At 74.1% G+C, this 19,558-nt stretch carries 22 protein-coding genes; 13 read left to right on the top strand and 9 right to left on the bottom strand.

Annotated elements, in window-relative coordinates:
* Positions 1-13 precede the first annotated feature (13 nt).
* Positions 14-742, top strand: a complete 729-nt coding sequence (locus tag GA0070623_RS00635) for an IclR family transcriptional regulator (protein WP_269458969.1) — start codon at positions 14-16, stop codon at positions 740-742.
* Positions 743-770: 28 nt separating this feature from the next.
* Here the strand turns inward: GA0070623_RS00635 and GA0070623_RS00640 are convergent, their stop codons facing one another.
* Complete coding sequence (locus GA0070623_RS00640) at positions 771-1,238, bottom strand: MarR family winged helix-turn-helix transcriptional regulator (RefSeq protein WP_067312204.1); 468 nt, start codon at positions 1,236-1,238, stop codon at positions 771-773.
* A gap of 81 nt (positions 1,239-1,319) precedes the next feature.
* Here GA0070623_RS00640 and GA0070623_RS00645 point away from each other — a divergent pair, with 81 nt between their 5' ends.
* From GA0070623_RS00645 to GA0070623_RS00660, 4 genes are all read left to right on the top strand, one after another.
* Positions 1,320-2,246, top strand: coding sequence for an SDR family oxidoreductase (locus GA0070623_RS00645; protein WP_067312207.1), 927 nt, complete (start codon positions 1,320-1,322; stop codon positions 2,244-2,246).
* A 68-nt stretch (positions 2,247-2,314) separates the two neighbouring features.
* Positions 2,315-3,217 carry an amidohydrolase family protein gene (locus tag GA0070623_RS00650; RefSeq protein WP_067312211.1) on the top strand — a complete coding sequence of 301 codons (903 nt, stop codon included), beginning with the start codon at positions 2,315-2,317 and terminating at the stop codon, positions 3,215-3,217.
* On the top strand, positions 3,214-3,666 hold the full coding sequence (locus GA0070623_RS00655; RefSeq protein ID WP_067312214.1) for a MaoC family dehydratase: 453 nt from the start codon (positions 3,214-3,216) through the stop codon (positions 3,664-3,666). The genes GA0070623_RS00650 and GA0070623_RS00655 overlap by 4 nt, the downstream gene beginning before the upstream one ends.
* Before the next feature lie 79 nt (positions 3,667-3,745).
* Positions 3,746-5,272, top strand: a complete 1,527-nt coding sequence (locus GA0070623_RS00660; protein ID WP_067312217.1) for an acyl-CoA synthetase — start codon at positions 3,746-3,748, stop codon at positions 5,270-5,272.
* Here GA0070623_RS00660 and GA0070623_RS00665 read toward each other — a convergent pair.
* The 6 genes from GA0070623_RS00665 to GA0070623_RS00690 all read right to left on the bottom strand — a co-directional run bounded on the left by GA0070623_RS00665 (position 5,196) and on the right by GA0070623_RS00690 (position 11,144).
* Positions 5,196-6,083 carry a PaaX family transcriptional regulator gene (locus GA0070623_RS00665; protein WP_231932610.1) on the bottom strand — a complete coding sequence of 296 codons (888 nt, stop codon included), beginning with the start codon at positions 6,081-6,083 and terminating at the stop codon, positions 5,196-5,198. The genes GA0070623_RS00660 and GA0070623_RS00665 overlap by 77 nt on opposite strands.
* Before the next feature lie 38 nt (positions 6,084-6,121).
* Positions 6,122-6,931, bottom strand: a complete 810-nt coding sequence (locus GA0070623_RS00670; protein ID WP_067312223.1) for an ABC transporter ATP-binding protein — start codon at positions 6,929-6,931, stop codon at positions 6,122-6,124.
* On the bottom strand, positions 6,924-7,742 hold the full coding sequence (locus GA0070623_RS00675; RefSeq protein WP_084261469.1) for an ABC transporter permease: 819 nt from the start codon (positions 7,740-7,742) through the stop codon (positions 6,924-6,926). Before GA0070623_RS00675 ends, GA0070623_RS00670 begins: the two co-directional genes overlap by 8 nt.
* Positions 7,739-8,539 carry an ABC transporter permease gene (locus GA0070623_RS00680; protein ID WP_067312226.1) on the bottom strand — a complete coding sequence of 267 codons (801 nt, stop codon included), beginning with the start codon at positions 8,537-8,539 and terminating at the stop codon, positions 7,739-7,741. Before GA0070623_RS00680 ends, GA0070623_RS00675 begins: the two co-directional genes overlap by 4 nt.
* A gap of 61 nt (positions 8,540-8,600) precedes the next feature.
* A complete protein-coding gene (locus tag GA0070623_RS00685; RefSeq protein WP_231932611.1) occupies positions 8,601-9,563 on the bottom strand; it encodes an ABC transporter substrate-binding protein in 963 nt (320 codons plus the stop codon).
* Positions 9,564-9,971: 408 nt separating this feature from the next.
* Positions 9,972-11,144 (bottom strand): 4-hydroxybenzoate 3-monooxygenase, encoded by a 1,173-nt coding sequence (locus GA0070623_RS00690; protein WP_067313922.1) that lies wholly within the window; start codon positions 11,142-11,144, stop codon positions 9,972-9,974.
* Positions 11,145-11,406: 262 nt separating this feature from the next.
* Here GA0070623_RS00690 and GA0070623_RS00695 point away from each other — a divergent pair, with 262 nt between their 5' ends.
* From GA0070623_RS00695 to GA0070623_RS00730, 8 genes are read left to right on the top strand one after another with little or no spacing between them, the layout of a single operon-like run.
* Positions 11,407-12,225: a CoA transferase subunit A gene (locus GA0070623_RS00695; protein WP_067313920.1), complete on the top strand. Its 819-nt coding sequence runs from the start codon at positions 11,407-11,409 to the stop codon at positions 12,223-12,225.
* Positions 12,222-13,001 carry a CoA-transferase subunit beta gene (locus GA0070623_RS00700; RefSeq protein ID WP_231932612.1) on the top strand — a complete coding sequence of 260 codons (780 nt, stop codon included), beginning with the start codon at positions 12,222-12,224 and terminating at the stop codon, positions 12,999-13,001. Before GA0070623_RS00695 ends, GA0070623_RS00700 begins: the two co-directional genes overlap by 4 nt.
* The gene (pcaH, locus tag GA0070623_RS00705) at positions 12,998-13,738 is read left to right on the top strand and encodes a protocatechuate 3,4-dioxygenase subunit beta (RefSeq protein WP_067313918.1); all 741 of its coding nucleotides are present in this window, start codon (positions 12,998-13,000) and stop codon (positions 13,736-13,738) included. Before GA0070623_RS00700 ends, pcaH begins: the two co-directional genes overlap by 4 nt.
* Positions 13,731-14,303 (top strand): protocatechuate 3,4-dioxygenase subunit alpha, encoded by a 573-nt coding sequence (pcaG, locus tag GA0070623_RS00710; RefSeq protein ID WP_067313916.1) that lies wholly within the window; start codon positions 13,731-13,733, stop codon positions 14,301-14,303. The genes pcaH and pcaG overlap by 8 nt, the downstream gene beginning before the upstream one ends.
* Positions 14,272-15,618 carry a 3-carboxy-cis,cis-muconate cycloisomerase gene (gene pcaB, locus GA0070623_RS00715; RefSeq protein WP_067313914.1) on the top strand — a complete coding sequence of 449 codons (1,347 nt, stop codon included), beginning with the start codon at positions 14,272-14,274 and terminating at the stop codon, positions 15,616-15,618. The genes pcaG and pcaB overlap by 32 nt, the downstream gene beginning before the upstream one ends.
* A complete protein-coding gene (gene pcaD, locus GA0070623_RS00720) occupies positions 15,615-16,391 on the top strand; it encodes a 3-oxoadipate enol-lactonase (RefSeq protein WP_067313909.1) in 777 nt (258 codons plus the stop codon). The genes pcaB and pcaD overlap by 4 nt, the downstream gene beginning before the upstream one ends.
* Positions 16,388-16,768 carry a 4-carboxymuconolactone decarboxylase gene (pcaC, locus tag GA0070623_RS00725; RefSeq protein WP_067313908.1) on the top strand — a complete coding sequence of 127 codons (381 nt, stop codon included), beginning with the start codon at positions 16,388-16,390 and terminating at the stop codon, positions 16,766-16,768. Before pcaD ends, pcaC begins: the two co-directional genes overlap by 4 nt.
* Positions 16,765-17,550 carry an IclR family transcriptional regulator domain-containing protein gene (locus GA0070623_RS00730; protein WP_067313906.1) on the top strand — a complete coding sequence of 262 codons (786 nt, stop codon included), beginning with the start codon at positions 16,765-16,767 and terminating at the stop codon, positions 17,548-17,550. Before pcaC ends, GA0070623_RS00730 begins: the two co-directional genes overlap by 4 nt.
* 16 nt (positions 17,551-17,566) lie before the next feature.
* Here the strand turns inward: GA0070623_RS00730 and GA0070623_RS00735 are convergent, their stop codons facing one another.
* A complete protein-coding gene (locus GA0070623_RS00735) occupies positions 17,567-18,037 on the bottom strand; it encodes a hypothetical protein (RefSeq protein WP_067313900.1) in 471 nt (156 codons plus the stop codon).
* An 85-nt stretch (positions 18,038-18,122) separates the two neighbouring features.
* A complete protein-coding gene (locus GA0070623_RS00740; RefSeq protein ID WP_067313899.1) occupies positions 18,123-19,370 on the bottom strand; it encodes a cellulose binding domain-containing protein in 1,248 nt (415 codons plus the stop codon).
* Between the last annotated feature and the right edge of the window lie 188 nt (positions 19,371-19,558).

Consider the following 19,558-nt stretch of genomic DNA (forward strand, 5'->3'; position numbering starts at 1 on the left):
ACCGGGACGGTCGGTGACCAGCAGGGTGCTGGCGCTGCTCGACGCGTTCACCCCGGCCGGTCCGGCGCTGACGCTGAGCGAGCTGGCCCGGCGCACCGGCCTGCCGCTGTCCACCGTGCACCGCCGGGTCGCCGAACTGCTCGCCTGGGGGGCGCTGGAGCGCGGCGACGACGGGCGGTACCGGATCGGCCTGCGGCTGTGGGAGGTGGGCTCGCTCGCGCCACGCGGGCTGGGGCTGCGGGAGGTGGCCCTGCCGGTGCTGGAGGACCTGTACGAGGTGACCCACGAGAACGTCCAGCTCGCCGTCCGGCAGGATCTCGAACTCGTCTTCATCGAACGCATCGCCGGGCGGCACGCGGTGCCCGTGCTCACCAGGGTGGGTGGCCGCTTCGCGTTGCATGCCACCGGGGTCGGGCTGGTCCTGCTCGCGCACGCGCCGGCCGGGGTCCAGGAGCGGGTGCTGGCCGCGCCGCTGGAGCGCTACACCGCGCTGACCCTCACCGACCCGGCGCGGCTGCGCCGCTGTCTGGCCGAGGTGCGCCGGGTCGGGTACGCGGTCAGCGACCGGCAGGTCACCATGGACGCCCTGTCGGTGGCCGCCCCGATCCGTGCGGCGGAGGGGGTGGTGGCGGCGATCTCGCTGGTGGTCGCCCACGACCGGGCGGATCCGTTGGCGCTGGCCCCGCTCGTCCAGGCGGCGGGCCGGGTGCTCTCCCGGGCGCTGGGCGGCAGGTACCGCTGAGCGTCGGGCGCGGTGACGGCTCCGGCCGTCAGTCGGGGAAGGCGAGCAGTCGCAGCAGGCGGGCCAGCCGTTCGTGTTCCCGGGGCGTCACGGCGGGCAGCGAGCCGAGCCCCACGGCGCGGACGCTGTCCTGGGCGCGGGCGAACAGTTCCCGGCCGGCGTCGGTGGCGACCAGCACGTTGGCCCGGCGGTCGGCGGGGTCGGCCCGGCGCTCCACCAGTGCCCGCTGGGCCAGCCCGTCGATGAGGGCGACGACCTGGCTGGGGTCGAGCCGCAGGAACTCGGCGAGTTCCCGCTGGGTCGGGCGGACGTCGTCGGCGGCCAGGGCGAGCACCGAGTAGGAACGGGCCTTCAACCCGTGCTCGGCGAGCGCGGCGTTCGCCGCGGCGAGGGCCAGGGCGTTGGCGCGGGCCAGCAGGAAGCTCAGGTCCCCGGCGAGCACGCTGTCCCGGAGCCGGTCGCGTCCGGTCGACCGGGTCCTGTCGACAGGGGACATGGCGCGATGGTAGCAAGCATCCCGAATAATTGACATTCTCAACGGTCCGTGCTCAGATCGCATCGACGAAAGGGAGTGCCCATGTCACTGGACGGCAAAGTCGCCATCGTCACCGGATCCGGGCGGGGGCTCGGTCTCGCCTACGCCCAGGAGTTGGCGCGGCGCGGCGCGGCCGTCGTGGTCAACGACGTCGACGCCGAGGCCACCGCCGGTGCCGTGGCGGCGATCGAGGCGTCCGGTGGCCGGGCCGTCGCGGTGACCGCACCGGTCGGCCCGACCGCGACGGCGGAGGTACTCGTCAGCGCCGCGGTGGAGCACTTCGGGCGGTTGGACATCGTGGTCACCAACGCCGGCGTGCTGCGCGACACGGTGCTGTGGAAGATGAGCGACGACGACTTCGACACCGTGGTCAACGTGCACCTGCGCGGCACCTTCACCACCGTGCGCGAGGCGGTGCGGCAGATGCGGCAGGCCGGCGGGGGCGGCCGGATCATCTGCATCGGGTCGCCCACCGGCCAGCGCGGCACCTTCGGCCAGACCAACTACGCGGCGGCCAAGGCGGGCATCGTCGGCATGGTCCGCACCTGGGCGCTGGAGCTGAGGCGGGCCGGCATCACCGCCAACACCGTCGTCCCGGTCGCCGCCACCGCGATGACCGCCACCGTCCCCTACTTCGCCGCGGCGGTACGCGCCGAGGCGGACGGCGACCCGATGCCGGCGTTCTTCCGGCACGATCTCGGCTTCGGCACCGCCGCCGACGTCGCGGGGCTGGTCGCCTTCCTCGGCTCCGACGCGGCGGCCCAGGTGACCGGGCAGGTGATCGGGGTCGGCGGTGACCGGCTCCAGATCTGGACCCATCCGGAGGCGGCGGTGACCGCCTACCGGGAGGGCGGCTGGACGTACGACGCGCTGGTGCAGGCCTGGCCGGCGACGTTCGCCGGGGCGACGCAGAGTGTCGGCGAACGCTTCCCGGAGCTGCCCGCCCAGTTCCAGCCGGCCACCCCCTGACCCACCCGGCCCGCGAACCGACCCCCGGCCCGCCGGACCACGGACCCGCCCGACGGAGGCTGCCGCCGATGTACCAGCCCGCGATCGACCTGGCCACCGTCACGGCGATCGACATGCACGTGCACATCGAGGTCGACGACCACGGTCACACCTCGCTGCCCGAACCGCTGGTGGCGGCGGCGTCGAGGTACTTCCGGACGGACGGACCCCGGCCGGCGGTCGACGCGGTGGCGCGGTACTACCGCGAGCGCGCCATGGCCGCCGTCGTCTTCACCGTGGACGCGGGCACCCAGCTGAGGCACCCGCCGCTGTCCAGCGTCGACATCGCCCGGGCCGCCGCCGAGCACGCCGACGTGCTCATCCCCTTCGGGTCGGTCGATCCGCGCACCGGCGGGGCGGCCCTCGAACTGGCCGACCGGCTGATCACCGAGGAAGGGGTACGCGGCTTCAAGTTCCACCCCACCGTCCAGGGTTTCGACCCCGGCCGCGACGAGTACGCCCCGCTGTGGGGCCTGATCGAGCGGGCCGGGCTCCCGGCGATCTTCCACACCGGGCAGACCGGCATCGGCGCGGGCACCCCCGGCGGTCACGGCCTGCGGCTCGGCCTGTCCAACCCGATGCTGCTCGACCCGGTGGCGGCCGACTTCCCGGACCTCCAGATCGTCATGGCCCATCCGTCGGTGCCCTGGCAGGACGAGGCGCTGTCGGTGGCCACGCACAAGCCCAACACCTGGATCGACCTGTCCGGCTGGAGCCCGAAGTACTTCCCGGCAGAGCTGGTGCGGCACGCCAACTCGGTGCTCCGGCACCGGGTGCTCTTCGGCACCGACTACCCGTTGCTCACCCCCGACCGGTGGTTGCGCGACGTCACGACCACCGACCTCAGGCCGGACGTGCTCCCGGGCATCCTCAAGGACAACGCGGTCCGGCTGCTGGGCCTCGCCGGGGAACGACGAGAGGAAGCACCATGACCACGACCATCAGCTACGACCAGCTCCCCGACCTCGCCGGCACCGATCTGGGGCACACCGGGTACCGGACGGTCACCCAGGACCAGGTGAACCTGTTCGCCGACGCCACCGACGACCACCAGTGGATCCACGTCGACCCCGAGCGGGCGGCGGCCGGGCCGTTCGGCGCACCGATCGCGCACGGCTTCCTCACGCTGTCGCTGGCCGTGCCGTTCTGGACCGAGCTGCTCGAGGTCAAGGGCGTGTCCACGAAGGTGAACTACGGGCTCGACCGGGTGCGCTTCCCCGCGCCGGTGGTGGTCGGGGCGCGGGTGCGGATGCGGGCCGCCGTCGCCGAGGTGACCGGGGTGCGCGACGGCTACCAGCTCACCGTCGACCAGACCATCGAGATCGAGGGCGTGGCCAAGCCGGCGGTCGTCGCGCGGGGGTTGTACCGCTTCCACGCCTGAGCCGGGGGGCGTCCTTCCCGCCTGAACCCCTTGGGGGGCGTCCGGGCCGGCCGCGCACACCACCACCAGGAGGCTGCTGATGCACCAGCACGGGATCGGCGCGTGGGTGGCCAAGCGCCGGCTCACGTCCCCGGACCGGGTCGCCCTGATCCACGGCGAGGGGTCCACCGTCACGTACGCCCAGTTCGCCGACGCGGTGGACCGCGTCGGCGCGGTGCTGCGGGAACACGGCGTCGGCGTCGGCGACGCCGTGGCCTACCTGGGCGAGAACAGCCCGGAGTTCCTGGAGGTGATGTTCGCGGCGGCCCGACTCGGTGCGGTGTTCGTGCCGGTGAACACCCGGCTGGCGCCCCCCGAGATCGGCTACCTCCTGGCGGACTGCGACGCCCGGGTGCTGGTCCACGACCCGGAGTTCGCGGCGTCGGTGGCCACCGCCCTGCCGGCCGCCCGGGTCCGGCAGGTGGTGGTCACCGGCGAGGGCACCCCGGACCGGCCGGGGCTGGCCGCGTTGGTGCGGGAGGCCGACCCGGAGCGCACCGGCCGGGCCGACCCGGGCCTGGCGGACCCGGCGGCGATCGTCTACACCTCGGGCACCACCGGTCGGGCCAAGGGCGCGGTGCTGACCCACGGCAACCTCACCTGGGTCGCGCTCAACTGCGTGGTCGACTACGACGTCGTCTCGACCGACGTGGCGCTGATGATCTCGCCGCTGTTCCACGTGGCCTCGCTGGGGATGGGCGCCCTGCCGGTCATCCTCAAGGGCGCCACGATGGTCGTCGAGCGGGGCTTCGAGCCGGGGCGGGCGCTCGCCCGGATCGCCCGGCACGGCGTCACCATGCTCAGCGGCGTGCCGACCACCTACCAGCTGCTGGCCGACCATCCCGCCTGGGCCTCGACCGACCTGTCCACGCTGGCCAAGCTGACCTGCGGCGGTTCGGCGGTGCCGACCCGCATCCTGGACGCGTACGAGGCGCGGGGGCTGTCCTTCTCGCAGGGGTACGGCATGACCGAGGCGTCGCCGGGCGCGACCGCGCTGCCGCCCGCGTTGACCCGGGCCAAGCAGGGCAGCGTCGGCCTGCCGCACTTCTTCACCGACGTGCGGATCACCGGCCCGACCGGTGCCGTGCTGCCCGCCGGTGCGGTCGGCGAGATCGAGGTGGCCGGTCCCAACGTCTTCCCCGGCTACCACGGCCTGCCGGCGGCGACCGCCGAGGCGTTCACGCCCGACGGGTGGTTCCGCTCCGGCGACCTGGGCCACCTGGACGCCGACGGCTGCCTCTACGTCACCGGCCGGCTCAAGGACATGATCATCTCGGGTGGCGAGAACATCTACCCGGCCGAGCTCGAACTGCTGCTCGGCGAGATCGACGGAGTGGTCTCGGCGGCCGTCATCGGGGTGCCGGACGACCGCTGGGGTGAGGTGCCGTGGGCGATCGTGACCGTCCGGGAGGGGGCCGCCGTGGACACCGACGCCGTGCGCGCGTACCTCGACGGCAGGATCGCCCGCTACAAGCTGCCGAAGAACGTGGTCATCGTGGACGAGCTGCCGCGGACCGCGTCGGGGAAGGTGCGGAAGGCGGAGCTGCGGGCCCGGTTCGCCGGCTGACCGTGGGCCGGGCCGCGGCGAGCGCGGCGAACTCCGCCGTGGACGCCTGGGCCAGCGCGCGGTGCGCCCGGCGGTAGGTCTCCACCGACCGCGCGGCCGGCCACTGCGCGTCCATGAACTCCGCCGGCAGCCGGGGGTCGGCCCGCAGCAGGGCGAGCCAGTCCGCCACCAGCATCGTCCGTACGGTGAGGGCGCTCGTCGCCGTGGCCGTCGCGGCCGGGTCCGCCCACCGCTCGATGAACGCCAGGTGCTCCCGGCGGATCGCCTCGATGTCCCAGGCGGCGCGGACGCTCCCGCCGATCGGGAAGCCGGCGAGCTCCCGGGCGTGGAAGGCGACCACGGCGTGCGGTGCGAGATCCTGCCGCAGCGGCTCCAGCGAACCGGCCAGGTCGACCTCGCCGGGTGCCAGCCACAGCCCGTCGCGGATCGGCGCGAAACCCTCCCAGGTGAGAGTGGACCGCAGCCGGTGCCGCAACCTGCGGTGGTCCTCGGGGATCGAGAAGGTGACCAGCGTCCAGCCGCCGCCCTGCGGGTCGAACGGCCGTGGCCCGCGTACCCGGTGGGTCGCCTCGCGCAGCACCGCCGTCCCGTGCTCGGTCAGCGCGAACAGCGTCTCCCGGCCGCTGCGGCCCCGGGCGAGGACGCCGCTGCGCACGAGCCGGTCGAGGGTGGCCCGGGTCGCCGGTGCGGCGACCCCCGCCCCCTCCAGCACCGTGATCAGGACGCTCGCCCGGATCGGCCCGGTGGCGTCGTCGACCACGTGCTCGCCGAAGAAGGCGAGCAGCAGCTGCTTCGGTTGACGCCGACCCACGGCTGTCCCTCTCGGTGCGTTCGTCGTCCGGGCGTCGCTCACGGCGCGGACCGGTCCGCCGGCTGCCCGCGCTTGGCCCGCTGGATCTCGCCGTAGACGCGCGTACGCAGCTCGGTGAAGCGGGGCAGGGCGCGGGTGGTGATCTGGTCGCGCTCCGGCGGCAGGTCGACAGTCAGGTCCTCCCGGACCCGGGTCGGGGCGTGGGAGAGCACGAGCACCCGCTCGCCCAGGTACACCGACTCGTCGATGTCGTGGGTGACGAACAGGATCGACATCTCCCGGCGGGCGTGCAGCTCGCGGACCAGATCCTCCAGGTCGGCCCGGGTCTGCGCGTCGACGGCGGCGAACGGCTCATCCATGATCAGGACCTCGGGCTGGTAGGCGACGGCCCGGGCGATCGCCACCCGCTGCTGCATCCCGCCGGAGAGCTGCCACGGGTGGCTGCGCGCGGCGTGCCCCAGGCCGACCGCGTCGAGCGCGTCGGCGACCAGTGTGCCGCGCGCGGCGCGGGAGAGCTTCTTGTGCCGCAGCGGCAGCTCGACGTTTCCGCGTACTGTCAGCCACGGGTAGAGGCTGCGCCCGTACTCCTGGAACACCACCGCCATGGCGGGGCTCGGGCCGGTCACCGGGGCCCCGTGCATCTCGACCACCCCGCCGGTGGGCCGCAGCAGACCGGCGAGACACTTCAGCAGGGTGGTCTTGCCGCACCCGGACGGCCCGACGATGCAGACCAGCTCACCGGCGTCCATGGTGAAGCTGAGGTCCCCGATCGCCTCGACGTCGCCGGTGGGGGACTGGTAGACCTTGCGCAGGTGCTCCACCCGCAGCAGGGTGCGCCGGTCAGACACGGTTGACCTCCCTGATTCCGTGGTACCAGCGCAGGACGCGCCGTTCGACGAGACCGAACACCACCGCGAGCAGCACGCCGACCAGCCCGAGCAGCAGGATGCCGCTCCACATCTCGGCGACCAGGTAGTTGCGCTGGAAGTAGGCGATCCGGTAGCCGAGCCCGGCCGACGAGGCGAACATCTCGGAGATGACCATCAGGATGAGGCCGACCGAGAGGGCCTGCCGGACCCCGGCCATGATCCGTGGGCTGGCGGCCGGGAGCACCAGGAACCACAGCCGTTCCCACCAGGTGACCCGGAACGACCGCGCGGTCTGCGTCATGACGCTGTCGGTGGACCGGACCCCCTCGATCGTGTTCAGCAGGATCGGCCAGACCGCGCCGGAGACGATCACCACGACCTTCATGGTGCCGGTGATGCCGAGCAGGAGCATCATCACCGGGATCAGCACCGGCGGCGGGATGGCCCGGAGGAACTCCAGCAGGGGTTCGAGCAGCTCGCGCAGCCACCGGGTCAGGCCGATGACGGTCCCGGCGGCGGTGCCGAGCACTATCGACGCGCCCAGGCCGAGGCCGAGCCGGGCGAGGCTCGGCAGCACGTCCCCGGTGAACGCCGGCCCGATCCAGGTGTCGACGAAGGCGTCGGCGATGGTCACCGGGTCGGGGAAGAACCGGTTCGTCGCCCTCGTCGCCACCAGGCCCCAGAGCACCAGGAGCAGCAGCGGCAGCCCGAGGGCGTGCAGCAGGCCCACCGCCAGCCGGCCGCCGGTCCCGCGCCGGGGCGGTCGGCCGGCGGTTCCGTGCCCGGTCACGGCGTCTCCTCGCCCCGTACCGACTGGTGCCAGGACAGCGTCCGCCGCTCGACGAACCGGAAGACCAGGTTCACCGCCAGCCCGAGCAGGCCGGTGACCACGACTAGGGCGTACAGGCCGACGGCGTCCCCGGCGGACCGGGACAGCTCGATCATGCGGCCGAGGCCGGGGTTGCCGATCACCATCTCCGCGGTGACGGCCAGGATGAGCGCCACCGCCGCGGCGAGCCGCAGCCCGGTCATCAGGTACGGCAGGGCGGTCGGCAGGACGAGGTGGGTCAACCGCTCGCGGCGGCGCAGCCCGAAGCTGCGGGCGGTGTCCCGGGCGACCGCGTCGACGTCGGCGACCCCGTAGATCACCTGCACGAACACCTGCCAGAACGACGCGTAGACGATGATCACCAGGGCGGCCTCGCGCTGGATGCCGAACATCAGCACGGCGAGCGGGATCAGGGCGACCGACGGGATGGGACGTAGGAACTCCACCGTCGTGTGGGTCGCGCGCCGCAGGAACGGCACCAGCCCTACGACCGTGCCGAGGACGACGGCGGCGACCGTGGCCACCGTCACCCCGATCGCCCACGACGTCATGGTGCTGCCCAGTCGCCGCCAGAACGCGAGGTCGACGAGCTGCTCGGCCAGCCGGGCGAGCACGTCGGTCACCCGGGGCAGGTACTGCGGGTCGACCAGGCCCAGCGTGGGGACCGCCTGCCAGCAGACGAGGAAGCCGGCCAGGCCGAGGCCGCCCAGCAGCGCCCTGCGTGCCGTGCCAAGGCGTCGGGTGGGGGGCACGCGCATGTCACCTCCGTGGTGGCGCGGACGACGCCGCCCGCCCGGGGCCGGGCGGGCGGCCCGCCGGCTACTGCTGGTGGACGAGGCGGTCGAGATCGGGCTGCCGGTCGAGTACCCGGTACTTCTGCGCGAGTTCGGCGAGCTTCTGCAGGCTCGCCCGGTCGACGTCCCAACCGAACGCCGGCAGCCGGACCGATTCCGCCACCGGCGGCGGCAGCTGCAGGTTGTCCTTGATGGCCTGCCGGACGGCCGGCTCGTTGGCCGGGTCGCCGGCCCACTCCAGGGTCTTCTTCATCGCCGCCGAGAAGTCCTCGACCAGTGCGGCGTCCTTGTCGGTGCGTTCGGTGGTGGTGATCGTGGTGAGGGTGGCCAGGCCGGGCACGACCGCCTGGTAGGGCGCGACGACGAAGGTGTCGCCCCGGCTCTTCAGCTGGGTGACGAACGGCTCCGGCACCCAGGCGGCGTCGATGTTGCCCGCCGCGAGCTGGGCCGGCGCGTCCGGGAAGGCCACCTCGACGAACTTGATCCTGGTCGGGTCGCCGCCGTCCTTCTCCACCGCCGCCATGATCGTGACGTCGCCGGCCGCGCCCAGGCTGTTGACCGCGACCCGTTTGCCCGCCAGATCGGCCGGCCGCCGGATGCCCGACTTCGCCGAGGCCACCACGGCGTTGATGTCGTCGCCGTCGGCGTACGAGGAGGCGTAGTTGCCGATGATGACGACGCCGAGCTTCTGCAGGTCGGCCCGGAACGGACCGAAGGGCTGACCGATGGCGAAGTCGATGTCGCCGTTCATCAGCGCGGGGATGGCCTGGGCGCCGCCCTGGGCGGGCAGCACCTCGACCTGGAGCCCGCGCTCGGCGAAGATCCCCGCCTTGATGCCACCCCACAGCGCGGCGGTCTCGGTGATGGGCAGCGCCGCGACCCGGACCTTGCGCAGGTCACCCGAGGCCTGCGGGGACGGGCTGGACGCGTCGGAGTCGGTACATCCGGTGAGGGCGATCGCGGTGACGGCGATCAGCCCGAGAGCCATGACCTTCTTCATTGACGAGGCCCTTCCTGGGCGGGGGTGGTGGGGTGCGTCGGAAGTCGGCGGTACGCCTCTGATCTGCGGGGGACCGGTGCTGCGGGGAAGCGGTGCTGCGGGGGGGAGCAGAGCTGCGGGGGAGCGGTGCTGCGGGGAAGCGGTGCTGCGGGGGGAGCAGAGCTGCGGGGGAACGGTGCTGCGGGAGACCGGTCGCGGCGTGGGGACGCACGCCGCCGTGCTGGCCATGGTCGGCCACCACGGCATCGAAAGTCAATAATTTCTGACGCCCGTCATGAATGAGTTGAACAACGCTGTGTCGTGGTGGCGTCGCTCCGGCGCGTACCCGGACGGCGGTGGGCGGGGCGCGACGGCCACCGGGGTGGCCGTGCCCCCGTCCGGGCGGGTCCACGGTGGTCAGACCTCGGCCAGACCCACGTAGTTCTCTGCCAGGCTGGTGGCGTAGGCGCGGGAGGTGGCGACGTACCGCAGGGTGGCGGTCTGCAGCTTCGCCTCGTACGGGTCGTCGGTCGCCAGCCGGTGCAGCATGGAGGTCATCCACCAGGAGAAGTGCTGCGCCCGCCAGACCCGGCGCAGCGCGGTGGCCGAGTAGCCCGCCAACAGGTCGGCCCGCCCGTGGCCGTACCAGGCGGCGAACGCCTCGCCGAGCAGCGCGACGTCGGCCAGCGCCAGGTTCATGCCCTTCGCGCCGGTCGGCGGGACGATGTGCACCGCGTCGCCGGCCAGGAACAGCCGTTCCCACTGCATCGGCTCGACCACGAAGCTGCGCATCGGGGTGACGGACTTCTCCAGCACCGGCCCCTCGGTGAGCGACCAGCCCGGCACCGTCTCCAGCCGGGTCCGCAGCTCCGTCCAGATCCGTGCGTCCGGCCAGTCGGCGACGTCCGCGTCCGCCGCGACCTGGAGGTACAGCCGGGAGACCTCCGGTGAGCGCATGCTGTAGAGGGCGAAACCCCGGTCGTGGTGGGCGTAGACGAGTTCCCGCACCGCGGGCGCGGCGGCGGCCAGCACGCCGAGCCAGGCGAAGGGGTACGCCCGTTCGTAGCTGGTCAGCACCCCCTCGGGCACCGCGGCCCGGCTCACCCCGTGGAACCCGTCGCAGCCGGCCACGAAGTCGCAGCGCAGCTCCTCCGCACGCCCCTCGCGTCGGTAGTGGACGACCGGCGCGTCGGAGTCGAGCCCGGTCAGCCGGACGACGTCGGCGTCGAACAGCAGCGCGCCGCCGGCCGCGAGCCGGGCGGCGATCAGGTCCTTGACCACCTCCTGCTGACCGTAGACGGTGATCGCCCGGCCGGTCAGCTCGGTCATCGGCACCCGGTGCGACTCACCGGCGAAGCGCAGCTCGATGCCCTCGTGCCGCAGTCCCTCCCGGCGTAGCCGCTCGCCGAGACCGGTGCGGCAGAGCAGGTCGACCGAGCCCTGTTCGAGGACGCCGGCCCGGACCCGCTGCTCGACGTGGCTGCGGCTGCGGGTCTCCAGCACCACCGAGTCGATGCCCTGCCGGTGCAGCAGGTGCGACAGCATGAGTCCCGCCGGCCCGGCGCCGACGATGCCGACCTGGGTACGCATCTGCGACCTCCTCGTTCCCCGTGCGGCCCCGGTCCAGACGGGAGTGTGCGGGGTCCTCCCGGGAGGCTGCGGGCTGCGCCCGACGGGTGTCCGGCGGTGTTCGCTGACCGAACGGCTGTTCTCCCTATGAACGTTGGCACGCGGTCCGGCCGCCGTCAACGCGTTGACGTATGTCGCTGTCCGTCGTACGTTCGACATGAGTACGGCGGTCCGCATGGCGCACAGCCGGCGGTGCCCGGTTCGCGGCAGGCGGGGGAGGCTGATGGCGCGGCTCGTCTCGCTCGCCGACGGCGTGGCGGAGCTGGTCCGCGACGGCGACACGGTGGCGCTGGAGGGGTTCACCCACCTCATCCCGTTCGCCGCCGGTCACGAGGTCATCCGCCAGCGACGGCGGGAACTCACCCTGGTCCGGATGACCCCCGACGTGGTCTACGACCAGCTCATCGGGGCCGGGTGCGCCCGTCGCCTGGTCTTCTCCTGGGGCGGCAACCCGGGGGTGGGCTCGCTGCACCGCTTCCGGGACGCCGTGCAGCAGGGCTGGCCGCGCCCGCTGGAGCTGGAGGAGCACAGCCACGCCGGGATGGCGAACCGCTACCTGGCCGGGGCGTCCGGGCTGCCGTTCGCCGTGCTGCGCGGCTACACCGGCACCGACCTGCCCCGGCACACGGCCAACGTCAGCTCCGTCACCTGCCCCTTCACCGGGGAGACCCTCACCGCCGTGGCGGCCCTGCGCCCGGACGTGACGGTGGTGCACGCGCAGCGCGCCGACCGGGCCGGCAACGTGCAGCTCTGGGGCATCACCGGGGTGCAGAAGGAGGCCGTGCTCGCGGCGCACCGGTCGCTGGTCACCGTGGAGGAGATCGTGGACGAGCTGACGCCGGTGCCCGGCCAGGTCGTGCTGCCCGGCTGGGCGGTCACCGCCGTCGCCGAGGTGCCCGGCGGCGCGCACCCCTCCTACGCGCAGGGCTACTCGGTCCGGGACAACGACTTCTACCGGGCGTGGGACGCCGTGAGCCGGCACCGCGACACCTTCCGGGCCTGGCTCGACGAGCACGTGCACCGGGCCGGGGCGGCGACGTGAGCGGGGCGGACGCGACGACGGACTGGACCGCCGACGAGATGATGACCGTCGCCGCCGCCCGGCAACTGCGCGACGGCACCGCCTGTTTCGTCGGGATCGGGTTGCCCAGCACGGCGGCGAACCTCGCCCGGGCGACCCACGCCCCGCACCTGGCGCTGGTCTACGAGTCCGGCTGCCTCGGCGCGAAGCCGGACCGGCTGCCGCTGTCCATCGGCGACGGCATCCTCGCCGACACCGCCGACGCGGTGGTGTCGGTGCCCGAGGTGTTCAACTACTGGCTCCAGCCCGGCCGGATCGACGTCGGCTTCCTCGGCGCGGCGCAGCTCGACCGGTACGGCAACCTCAACACCACCGTCGTCGGCGACTACGACGCCCCCCGGGTGCGGCTGCCCGGCGCCGGTGGCGCACCGGAGATCGCCGCCTCCTGCCGTGAGGTGGTGGTGGTCGTCCGGCAGAACCTCCGCACCTTCGTCGAGCGGGTCGACTTCGTCACCTCGGTCGGGTACGGGGCGGGACCGGGCGACCGGGAACGGCTCGGCCTGCGCGGCGGCGGTCCCCGCCTGGTGATCACCGACCTGGGTGTGCTCGAACCCGATCCGGTCAGCCGCGAGCTGACCCTGACCCGGCTGCATCCCGGGGTGACCCGGGAACGGGCCCGGGCGGCCACCGGCTGGGACCTCGCCGTGGCCGAGCCGCTGACCACCGGTGACCCGCCGACGCCGCACGAGCTGGCGGTGCTACGGGCGTTGGCGACGACCACACGGGAGGGACGATGACCGGGGAGGCCGGCGGTGCGCCGGTGCTGCCGGCGTACCGGCGCGACGACGTCGACACCCACCCACCGCTGCTCAGTCCCGGCTACCGGTCGACCGTGACGCGGGCCCCACGGCAGCCGCCGGTCCACCTGCCGCAGCGGCTGACCGAGGTCACCGGGCCGCTGCTGGGTGAGGGACGCCTCGGCGACCTCGACCACGACCTGACCCGCCAGCACGACGGCCCCCCGCAGGGGCAGCGGATCATCGTGCACGGCCGGGTCCGGGACGGCGACGGTCGCCCGGTGCCGCACACGCTGGTCGAGATCTGGCAGGCCAACGCCGCGGGGCGCTACCGCCACGCGAGCGACACCTGGCCGGCCCCGCTGGACCCGCACTTCGACGGGGTGGGCCGGACCCTCACCGACGACCGGGGGCGCTACCGGTTCGTCACCGTGCGGCCCGGCGCGTACCCCTGGCGCAACCACGACAACGCCTGGCGGCCGGCGCACATCCACTTCTCGCTGTTCGGCTGGGCGTTCACCCAACGGCTGGTCACCCAGATGTACTTCCCCGACGACCCGCTCTTCTTCCAGGATCCGGTGCTCCACGCGATCCGCGACCCGGACGCCCGGCAGCGGCTGGTCGCCCGCTACGACCACGCCGGCACGGTGCCGCAGTGGGCGCTGGCGTACGGGTTCGACATCGTGCTGCGGGGCCGGGAGGGCACCCCCTTCGAGGACGGCGACGACGATGAGTGAACGGCTGGGCGTCACCCCGGCACAGACGGTGGGGCCGTACCTGAGCATCGGTCTGCACTGGCCCGACGGCCCGTACGTCGTCCCCGAGGGCACCCCGGGGGCGTTCTGGATCCGGGGCCGGATCCTCGACGGCACCGGAACACCGGTGGTCGACGCGCTCGTGGAGAGCTGGCAGGCCGACCCGGACGGCCGGTTCGACCATCCGGACGACCCGCGCGGGGCCTGGCCGCCCGCGCTCGCGGGATTCCGGGGGTTCGGCCGCAGCGAGACCGACGAGCGGGGGCGGTACCGGCTGCTGACCGTCCGACCGGGGGCACTGCCCGCCCCGGACGGCGGCACCGAGGCCCCGCACCTCAACCTGTCGATCCTCGGCCGGGGGCTGCTGCACCGCCTGGTCACCCGGCTCTACTTCCCCGACGAGCCGGCGGCCAACGCCGTCGACCCGGTGCTGCGCGGTCTCGACGCCGACCGGCGGGCCACCCTGCTGGCCACCACCGCGTCGGACGGGTTCCGCTTCGACATCCGTCTCCAGGGTGACCGTGAGACCGTCTTCTTCGCCGTCTGACGGCCTGCTCTCCGGCCTCTCCGGTACCCCGGACGTGGACGCCGAACTCGGCGACCCGGCCCTGTTGCGGGCGCTGCTGGACGGGGAGGCGGCGCTGGCCAGGGCCGGGGCGGACGCCGGTGTGCTGCCCGGGTCGGCTGCCGACGCGATCGTCGCCCGGTGCCGCCCCGAGCGGTACGACCCGGTGGCCCTCGGCCGGGCCGCCGACGCCGCCGGGAATCCGGTCGTCCCGCTGGTGCGGGAGTTGACCGCCGCCGTGCCCGCCCCGGCCCGGCCGTGGGTGCACCTCGGGGCGACCAGCCAGGACATCCTGGACACCGCGCTGAGCCTGGTGGCGGTGCGGGCGCTCGGTCCGCTGCTGCGCCACCTGGACGCCGCCGTCGACGCCGCCGCCCGGCTCGCCGCCACCCACCGGGACACCGTGCTGGTCGGCCGGACCCTCGGGCAGCAGGCGGCACCCACCACCTTCGGGCTCAAGGCCGCCGGGTGGTCGACCGGCCTGGCGCAGGCCCGGGACCGGCTCCGGCAGGCGGGTGCCGGGCAGCCCGCCCAGCTCGGCGGCGCGGTCGGCACCCTGGCCGCCCTCGGCCCGGCCGGTCCGCGGGTCGCCGAGCGGTTCGCGGCCCGGCTGGGGCTGCCCGCGAGCCCGCTGCCCTGGCACACCTGCCGGCAGCCCCGCCTCGACCTGACCGCCGCCCTCGGTGCGGCACTCGCGGCGACCGGCAAGGTCGCGCTCGACGTGGGGCTGCTCGCCCAGACCGAGATCGGCGAGGTCGCCGAGGGGGGCACCGGCCGGGGCGGCTCCTCGGCCATGCCGCACAAGCGCAACCCGGTGGACTCGATCCTGATCGGGGCCGCGGCGCGCCGCGGCCCCGGCCTGGTCGCCACCCTGTTCGGCGCGGTCGTACAGGAACACGAGCGGTCCGCCGGCGGCTGGCACGCCGAGTGGGAGCCGCTGTGCGAGCTGCTGCACCTGGCCGGCGGTGCCGCCGGCCGGTGCGCCCGGCTGCTGGCCGGCTTGCAGGTCCGCCCGGAACGGATGCGGGCGAATCTCGACGCGACCGGCGGGCTCGTGCTCGCCGAGGCCGTCGCCGCCCGGCTGGCCCCCGCCGTCGGGCGCAGCGCCGCGCACGACCTGGTCACCCGCGCCGCCGCCGCACCCTCGTTCCGGGCCGCGCTGCTCGCCGACCCCGAGATCCGCGCCCACCTGTCCGAGGCGCAGCTCGACGAGGCGCTCGACCCGCACCGGTGGCTCGGGTCGGCCGGCCCGCTCGTCGACCGGGCGCTGGCCGCCGTCCGGGGCGCGGGCCGGTGACCTCCCGGCTGCACCTCACCGTCGACGGTCCGGCCGCCGCGCCGGTGCTGCTGCTCGGCAGTTCCCTCGGCACCACCGCAGCGATGTGGGAACCCCAGGTCCCGGTGCTCGCCGAGCGGTTCCGGGTCATCCGGTACGACCACCTGGGTCACGGCCGCTCGGCGGTGCCGGACGGGCCGTACACCCTGGACCTGCTGGGCCGGGAGGTGCTGCGGACGCTGGACGCCCTCGCGGTGCCGTGGGTGCACTACGCCGGGCTGTCCCTCGGCGGGATGGTCGGGATGTGGCTCGCCGCCCACGCGCCCGAGCGGGTGCGGCGCCTGGCGCTGCTGTGCACCGCGGCGTGGCTCCCTCCGCCCGCCCCGTGGCGGGAGCGGGCGGCGACGGTACGGGCCGGCGGCCTGTCGACGATCGCCGACGCGGTGGTGGCCCGCTGGTTCACTCCGGCGTTCGCCGTGGCCCAGCCGGACGTGGTGGCCGGGTGCCGGGACCTGCTCACCGCGACGCCCCCCGCCGGCTACGCCGCCTGTTGCGAGGCGATCGCCGCCATGGACCTCCGCCCCGACCTGGGCCGGATCGACGCGCCGACGCTGGTCGTCGCGGGCGCGGAGGATCCGGCGACCCCGGTGGCGCACGCCCGGGAGATCGCCCGGGGCATCCCCGGGGCGCGGCTGGTCGTCCTCGGCGCGGCGGCGCACCTGGCCAACGTCGAGCAGGCCGGGCCGGTGGGTCGGCTCCTGCGGGAGCACTTCGAGGAACCGGGTGGGCGATGAACGACCACGAGCGGCACGAGGCCGGCATGGCGGTACGCCGGCAGGTGCTCGGTGACGCGCACGTCGACCGCGCGGTCGCCGGCACCGACGAGTTCACCGCCGACTTCCAGGACTTCATCACCCGCTACGCGTGGGGGGAGGTGTGGAGCCGGCCGGGTCTCGACCGGCGTACCCGTAGCTGCGTCACCCTCGCCGTGCTGGCCGCCCTGCACCACGACGAGGAGCTGGCGATGCACGTGCGGGCCGCGCTGGGCAACGGGCTGAGCCCGCAGGAGGTGGCGGAGGTGCTGCTCCAGGTCGGCGTCTACGCTGGCGTACCGGCGGCGAACCGGGCGTTCCGGGTGGCCCGGGAGGTCCTGCGGCGGGAGGCGGGGTGAGCGTGGGCGGGGAGGCGGCGCGGTCGCCGGACTTCGTGCAGTCGCTGGAGCGCGGACTCGCGGTGATCCGGGCCTTCGACGCCGAGCACCCGCGGCTCACGCTGAGCGAGGTGGCCCGGCGGACCGGGCTGACCCGGGCCGCCGCCCGCCGGTTCCTGCTCACCCTGGTCGAGTTGGGTTACGTGCACACCGACGGCCGGTTGTTCTCGCTGCGGGCGCGGATCCTCGCCCTCGGCTACGCGTACCTGTCGGGCCTCGGCCTGCCCGAGATCGCGCAGCGGCACATGGAGGCCCTGGTCGCGCAGGTGCAGGAGTCCTGTTCGGTGTCGGTGCTCGACGGCGACGAGGTGGTCTACGTCGCCCGGGTGCCCACCAAGCGGATCATGACGGTGGGGATCAACGTCGGCACCCGGTTCCCCGCGTACGCCACCTCGATGGGACGGGTGCTGCTGGCCGCGCAGCCGGCGGACTGGTTGGACGACTACCTCGCCACCGCGTCGCTGCGGCCGTTGACCCGGCGCACCGTCACCGACCCGGCCAGGTTGCGGGCCGTCCTGACGAGGATCGCCGGCCAGGGCTACGCCATCGTGGACCAGGAACTGGAGGAGGGTCTGCGCTCGCTGGCCGCGCCGATCCACGGCGAGGACGGCACGGTGGTCGCGGCGGTGAACCTGTCCGCCCACGCCAGCCGGGGGTCCTTCGAGCTGATCCGGCGGGAGCTGCTGCCGCCGCTGCTGGCCACGGCGCGGCGGATCGAGGAGGATCTGCGGGGCGCGGCCTGAGTCGGCCGGAGGGCCGTCACCCCACCCGGTAGAGCCGGTCCGCCGGGTCCACGACAGCGGTCAGCAGCGCACCGGGCACGAGCGCCGGGTCGTCGGGCCGGACGGTGTCGGCCTCGAAGGCGGCGAACCCGGGTCCGTGGATCCGCAGGTGGAGCAGGAGCCCCGGGTCCTCGCCGCCGAGGTGGTGCGCCACGGTGAGGATCTCCGCCGTCGCGGCGACCCCGGTGGCGTCGAGCTGGCGCGCGTCGCGGCGGGACCGGTCGACCACCCGCCAGCCGAAAAGGCCGAAGCCGACGCTGACGACGGTGGTGAACACCCCGCCGGCGAGCAGGCCACAGCGCTCCCCGGTCGACACCGGCAGGTCGCCCAGCAGGTCGGCGGCGAGCAGGGCCGGCCCGGGCAGGCAGATGGCCAGGAAGACCAGCCGGCAGAGGAAGGCGCCGACCGGCCCGATGCGGGTCTCCGCCTCCCGGGGTGCGCGCGTCATGGCGGCACCCTAGAACACCCGACGGCGGGCCGGTACCCGGTACCGGCCCGCCGCGGACCATCCGCCTGCCTCCTCGGGTGGTCGTTCAGCTTCCGGTGCAGGTGGCGGTGGCGCCGGCACCGGTCCCGGTGCCCTGGAAGCCGAAACTGGTGGCCTGTCCGGCGGCCAGCCGTCCGTTGTAGCTCTGGTTCGTGACGGTGACGCTGCCGCTGGTGCCGCTGCCGACGCCGTTCCACAGCGAGGTGACCGACGCTCCGCTCGGCAGGTTCAGGGTGACCCGCCAGCCGGTGAGCGCGCTGGTTCCCGCGGTGACGCTGACGTTGGCGACGAACCCGCCGTTCCACTGGTCCTGCACCGCGTAGACCGCGGTGCAGCCGGCGTTCCCGCCGGGCGGCGGAGTGGTGGGTGGCGGCGTGGTCGGCGGGGGAGTGGTCGGCGGTGGCGTGGTGGGCGGCGGCGTGGTGGGCGGGGGAGTGGTCGGCGGCGGGTCGCCGAGCGTCAGGTTCTTCTGCTGGACGGTCCACTGGGTGCGGCAGAGCCCGCAGTTGGCGCCGACGAAGTTGGTGCCGGCGGTGGTGTCGCCCTTGAGCCGCCACTTGAGGTAGAGCACCGCCACCCGGCCGAACTCGCCGCCGTTGGGCTGGTCGTAGGTGCCGCCGTGCCCGACGTTGAGGTTGCCCATGAAGGCGGGCAGCCCGGCCGGCAGCTTGCCCCAGTCGTCGATGGCGTTCGGGTAGGCGATGTCGCTGGGGCCACCGACGAAGTAGGCGATCGGCTTGGTGAGCCGCCGGAGCTGGTAGTCGTCGGCGTCGTTGAGCAGGCCGCTGCTGAAGATGCCGGTGGTGGTCACCCGGGGATCGTTGGAGACGGCGTACGCCTCCAGACCGCCACAGGAGAAACCGGCGACGGCGACCTTGCCGGTGTCGATCCGGTTGTAGTACTTGCTGCCCTGACGGGAGTTCTCCGCCACTGCCCAGTCGATGGACTGGGTGAGCATCTGCGAGTTGGTGGAGCCGGAGGCGTTCGGCCCGCCGTTGGCGATGGCCAGGAAGCCGTGCGAGGCGATCTCACGCAGGAAGTTGCCCTGTGAGAGGCCGTTGGCCGAGCAGCCGCCGTTGCCCCAGACGAGGATCGGCAGCCGCTCGGTCGGCAGCGTCTGCGGCCGGAAGATGGTGTGGTTGGGCAGGCTGGCCGAGGTCTCGTAGTCGGCGGGGTAGGGCCCCGATCCGCCCACTGCGGCGTCGGCCGGCGTCGCGCCGAGGGTCATCAGCACGGCGGCTGCCGGCACGAGCGCGGCCGTCAGGCCGGCGTAGAGCTTCGATCTGAGTGGCATGCACCCTCCTGCGGGTGTCGGCGGTGGCACCCCTGCGGTGGCGGGGCTGCCGCCGGGCCCGACCAGGGTGGTCGGCGCCGGCGGCGGGGCGGGCCGACGTGGACGCGTCGACCGCCGGCCGCAGTCCCCACAGGCGGTCGCGGTATGCAGTTACTATCACTGTGGTAACGAAAAGTGTCAATGTCTTG

Origin of the sequence: Micromonospora rifamycinica (assembly GCF_900090265.1) — a bacterium.
Lineage (GTDB): Bacteria > Actinomycetota > Actinomycetes > Mycobacteriales > Micromonosporaceae > Micromonospora > Micromonospora rifamycinica.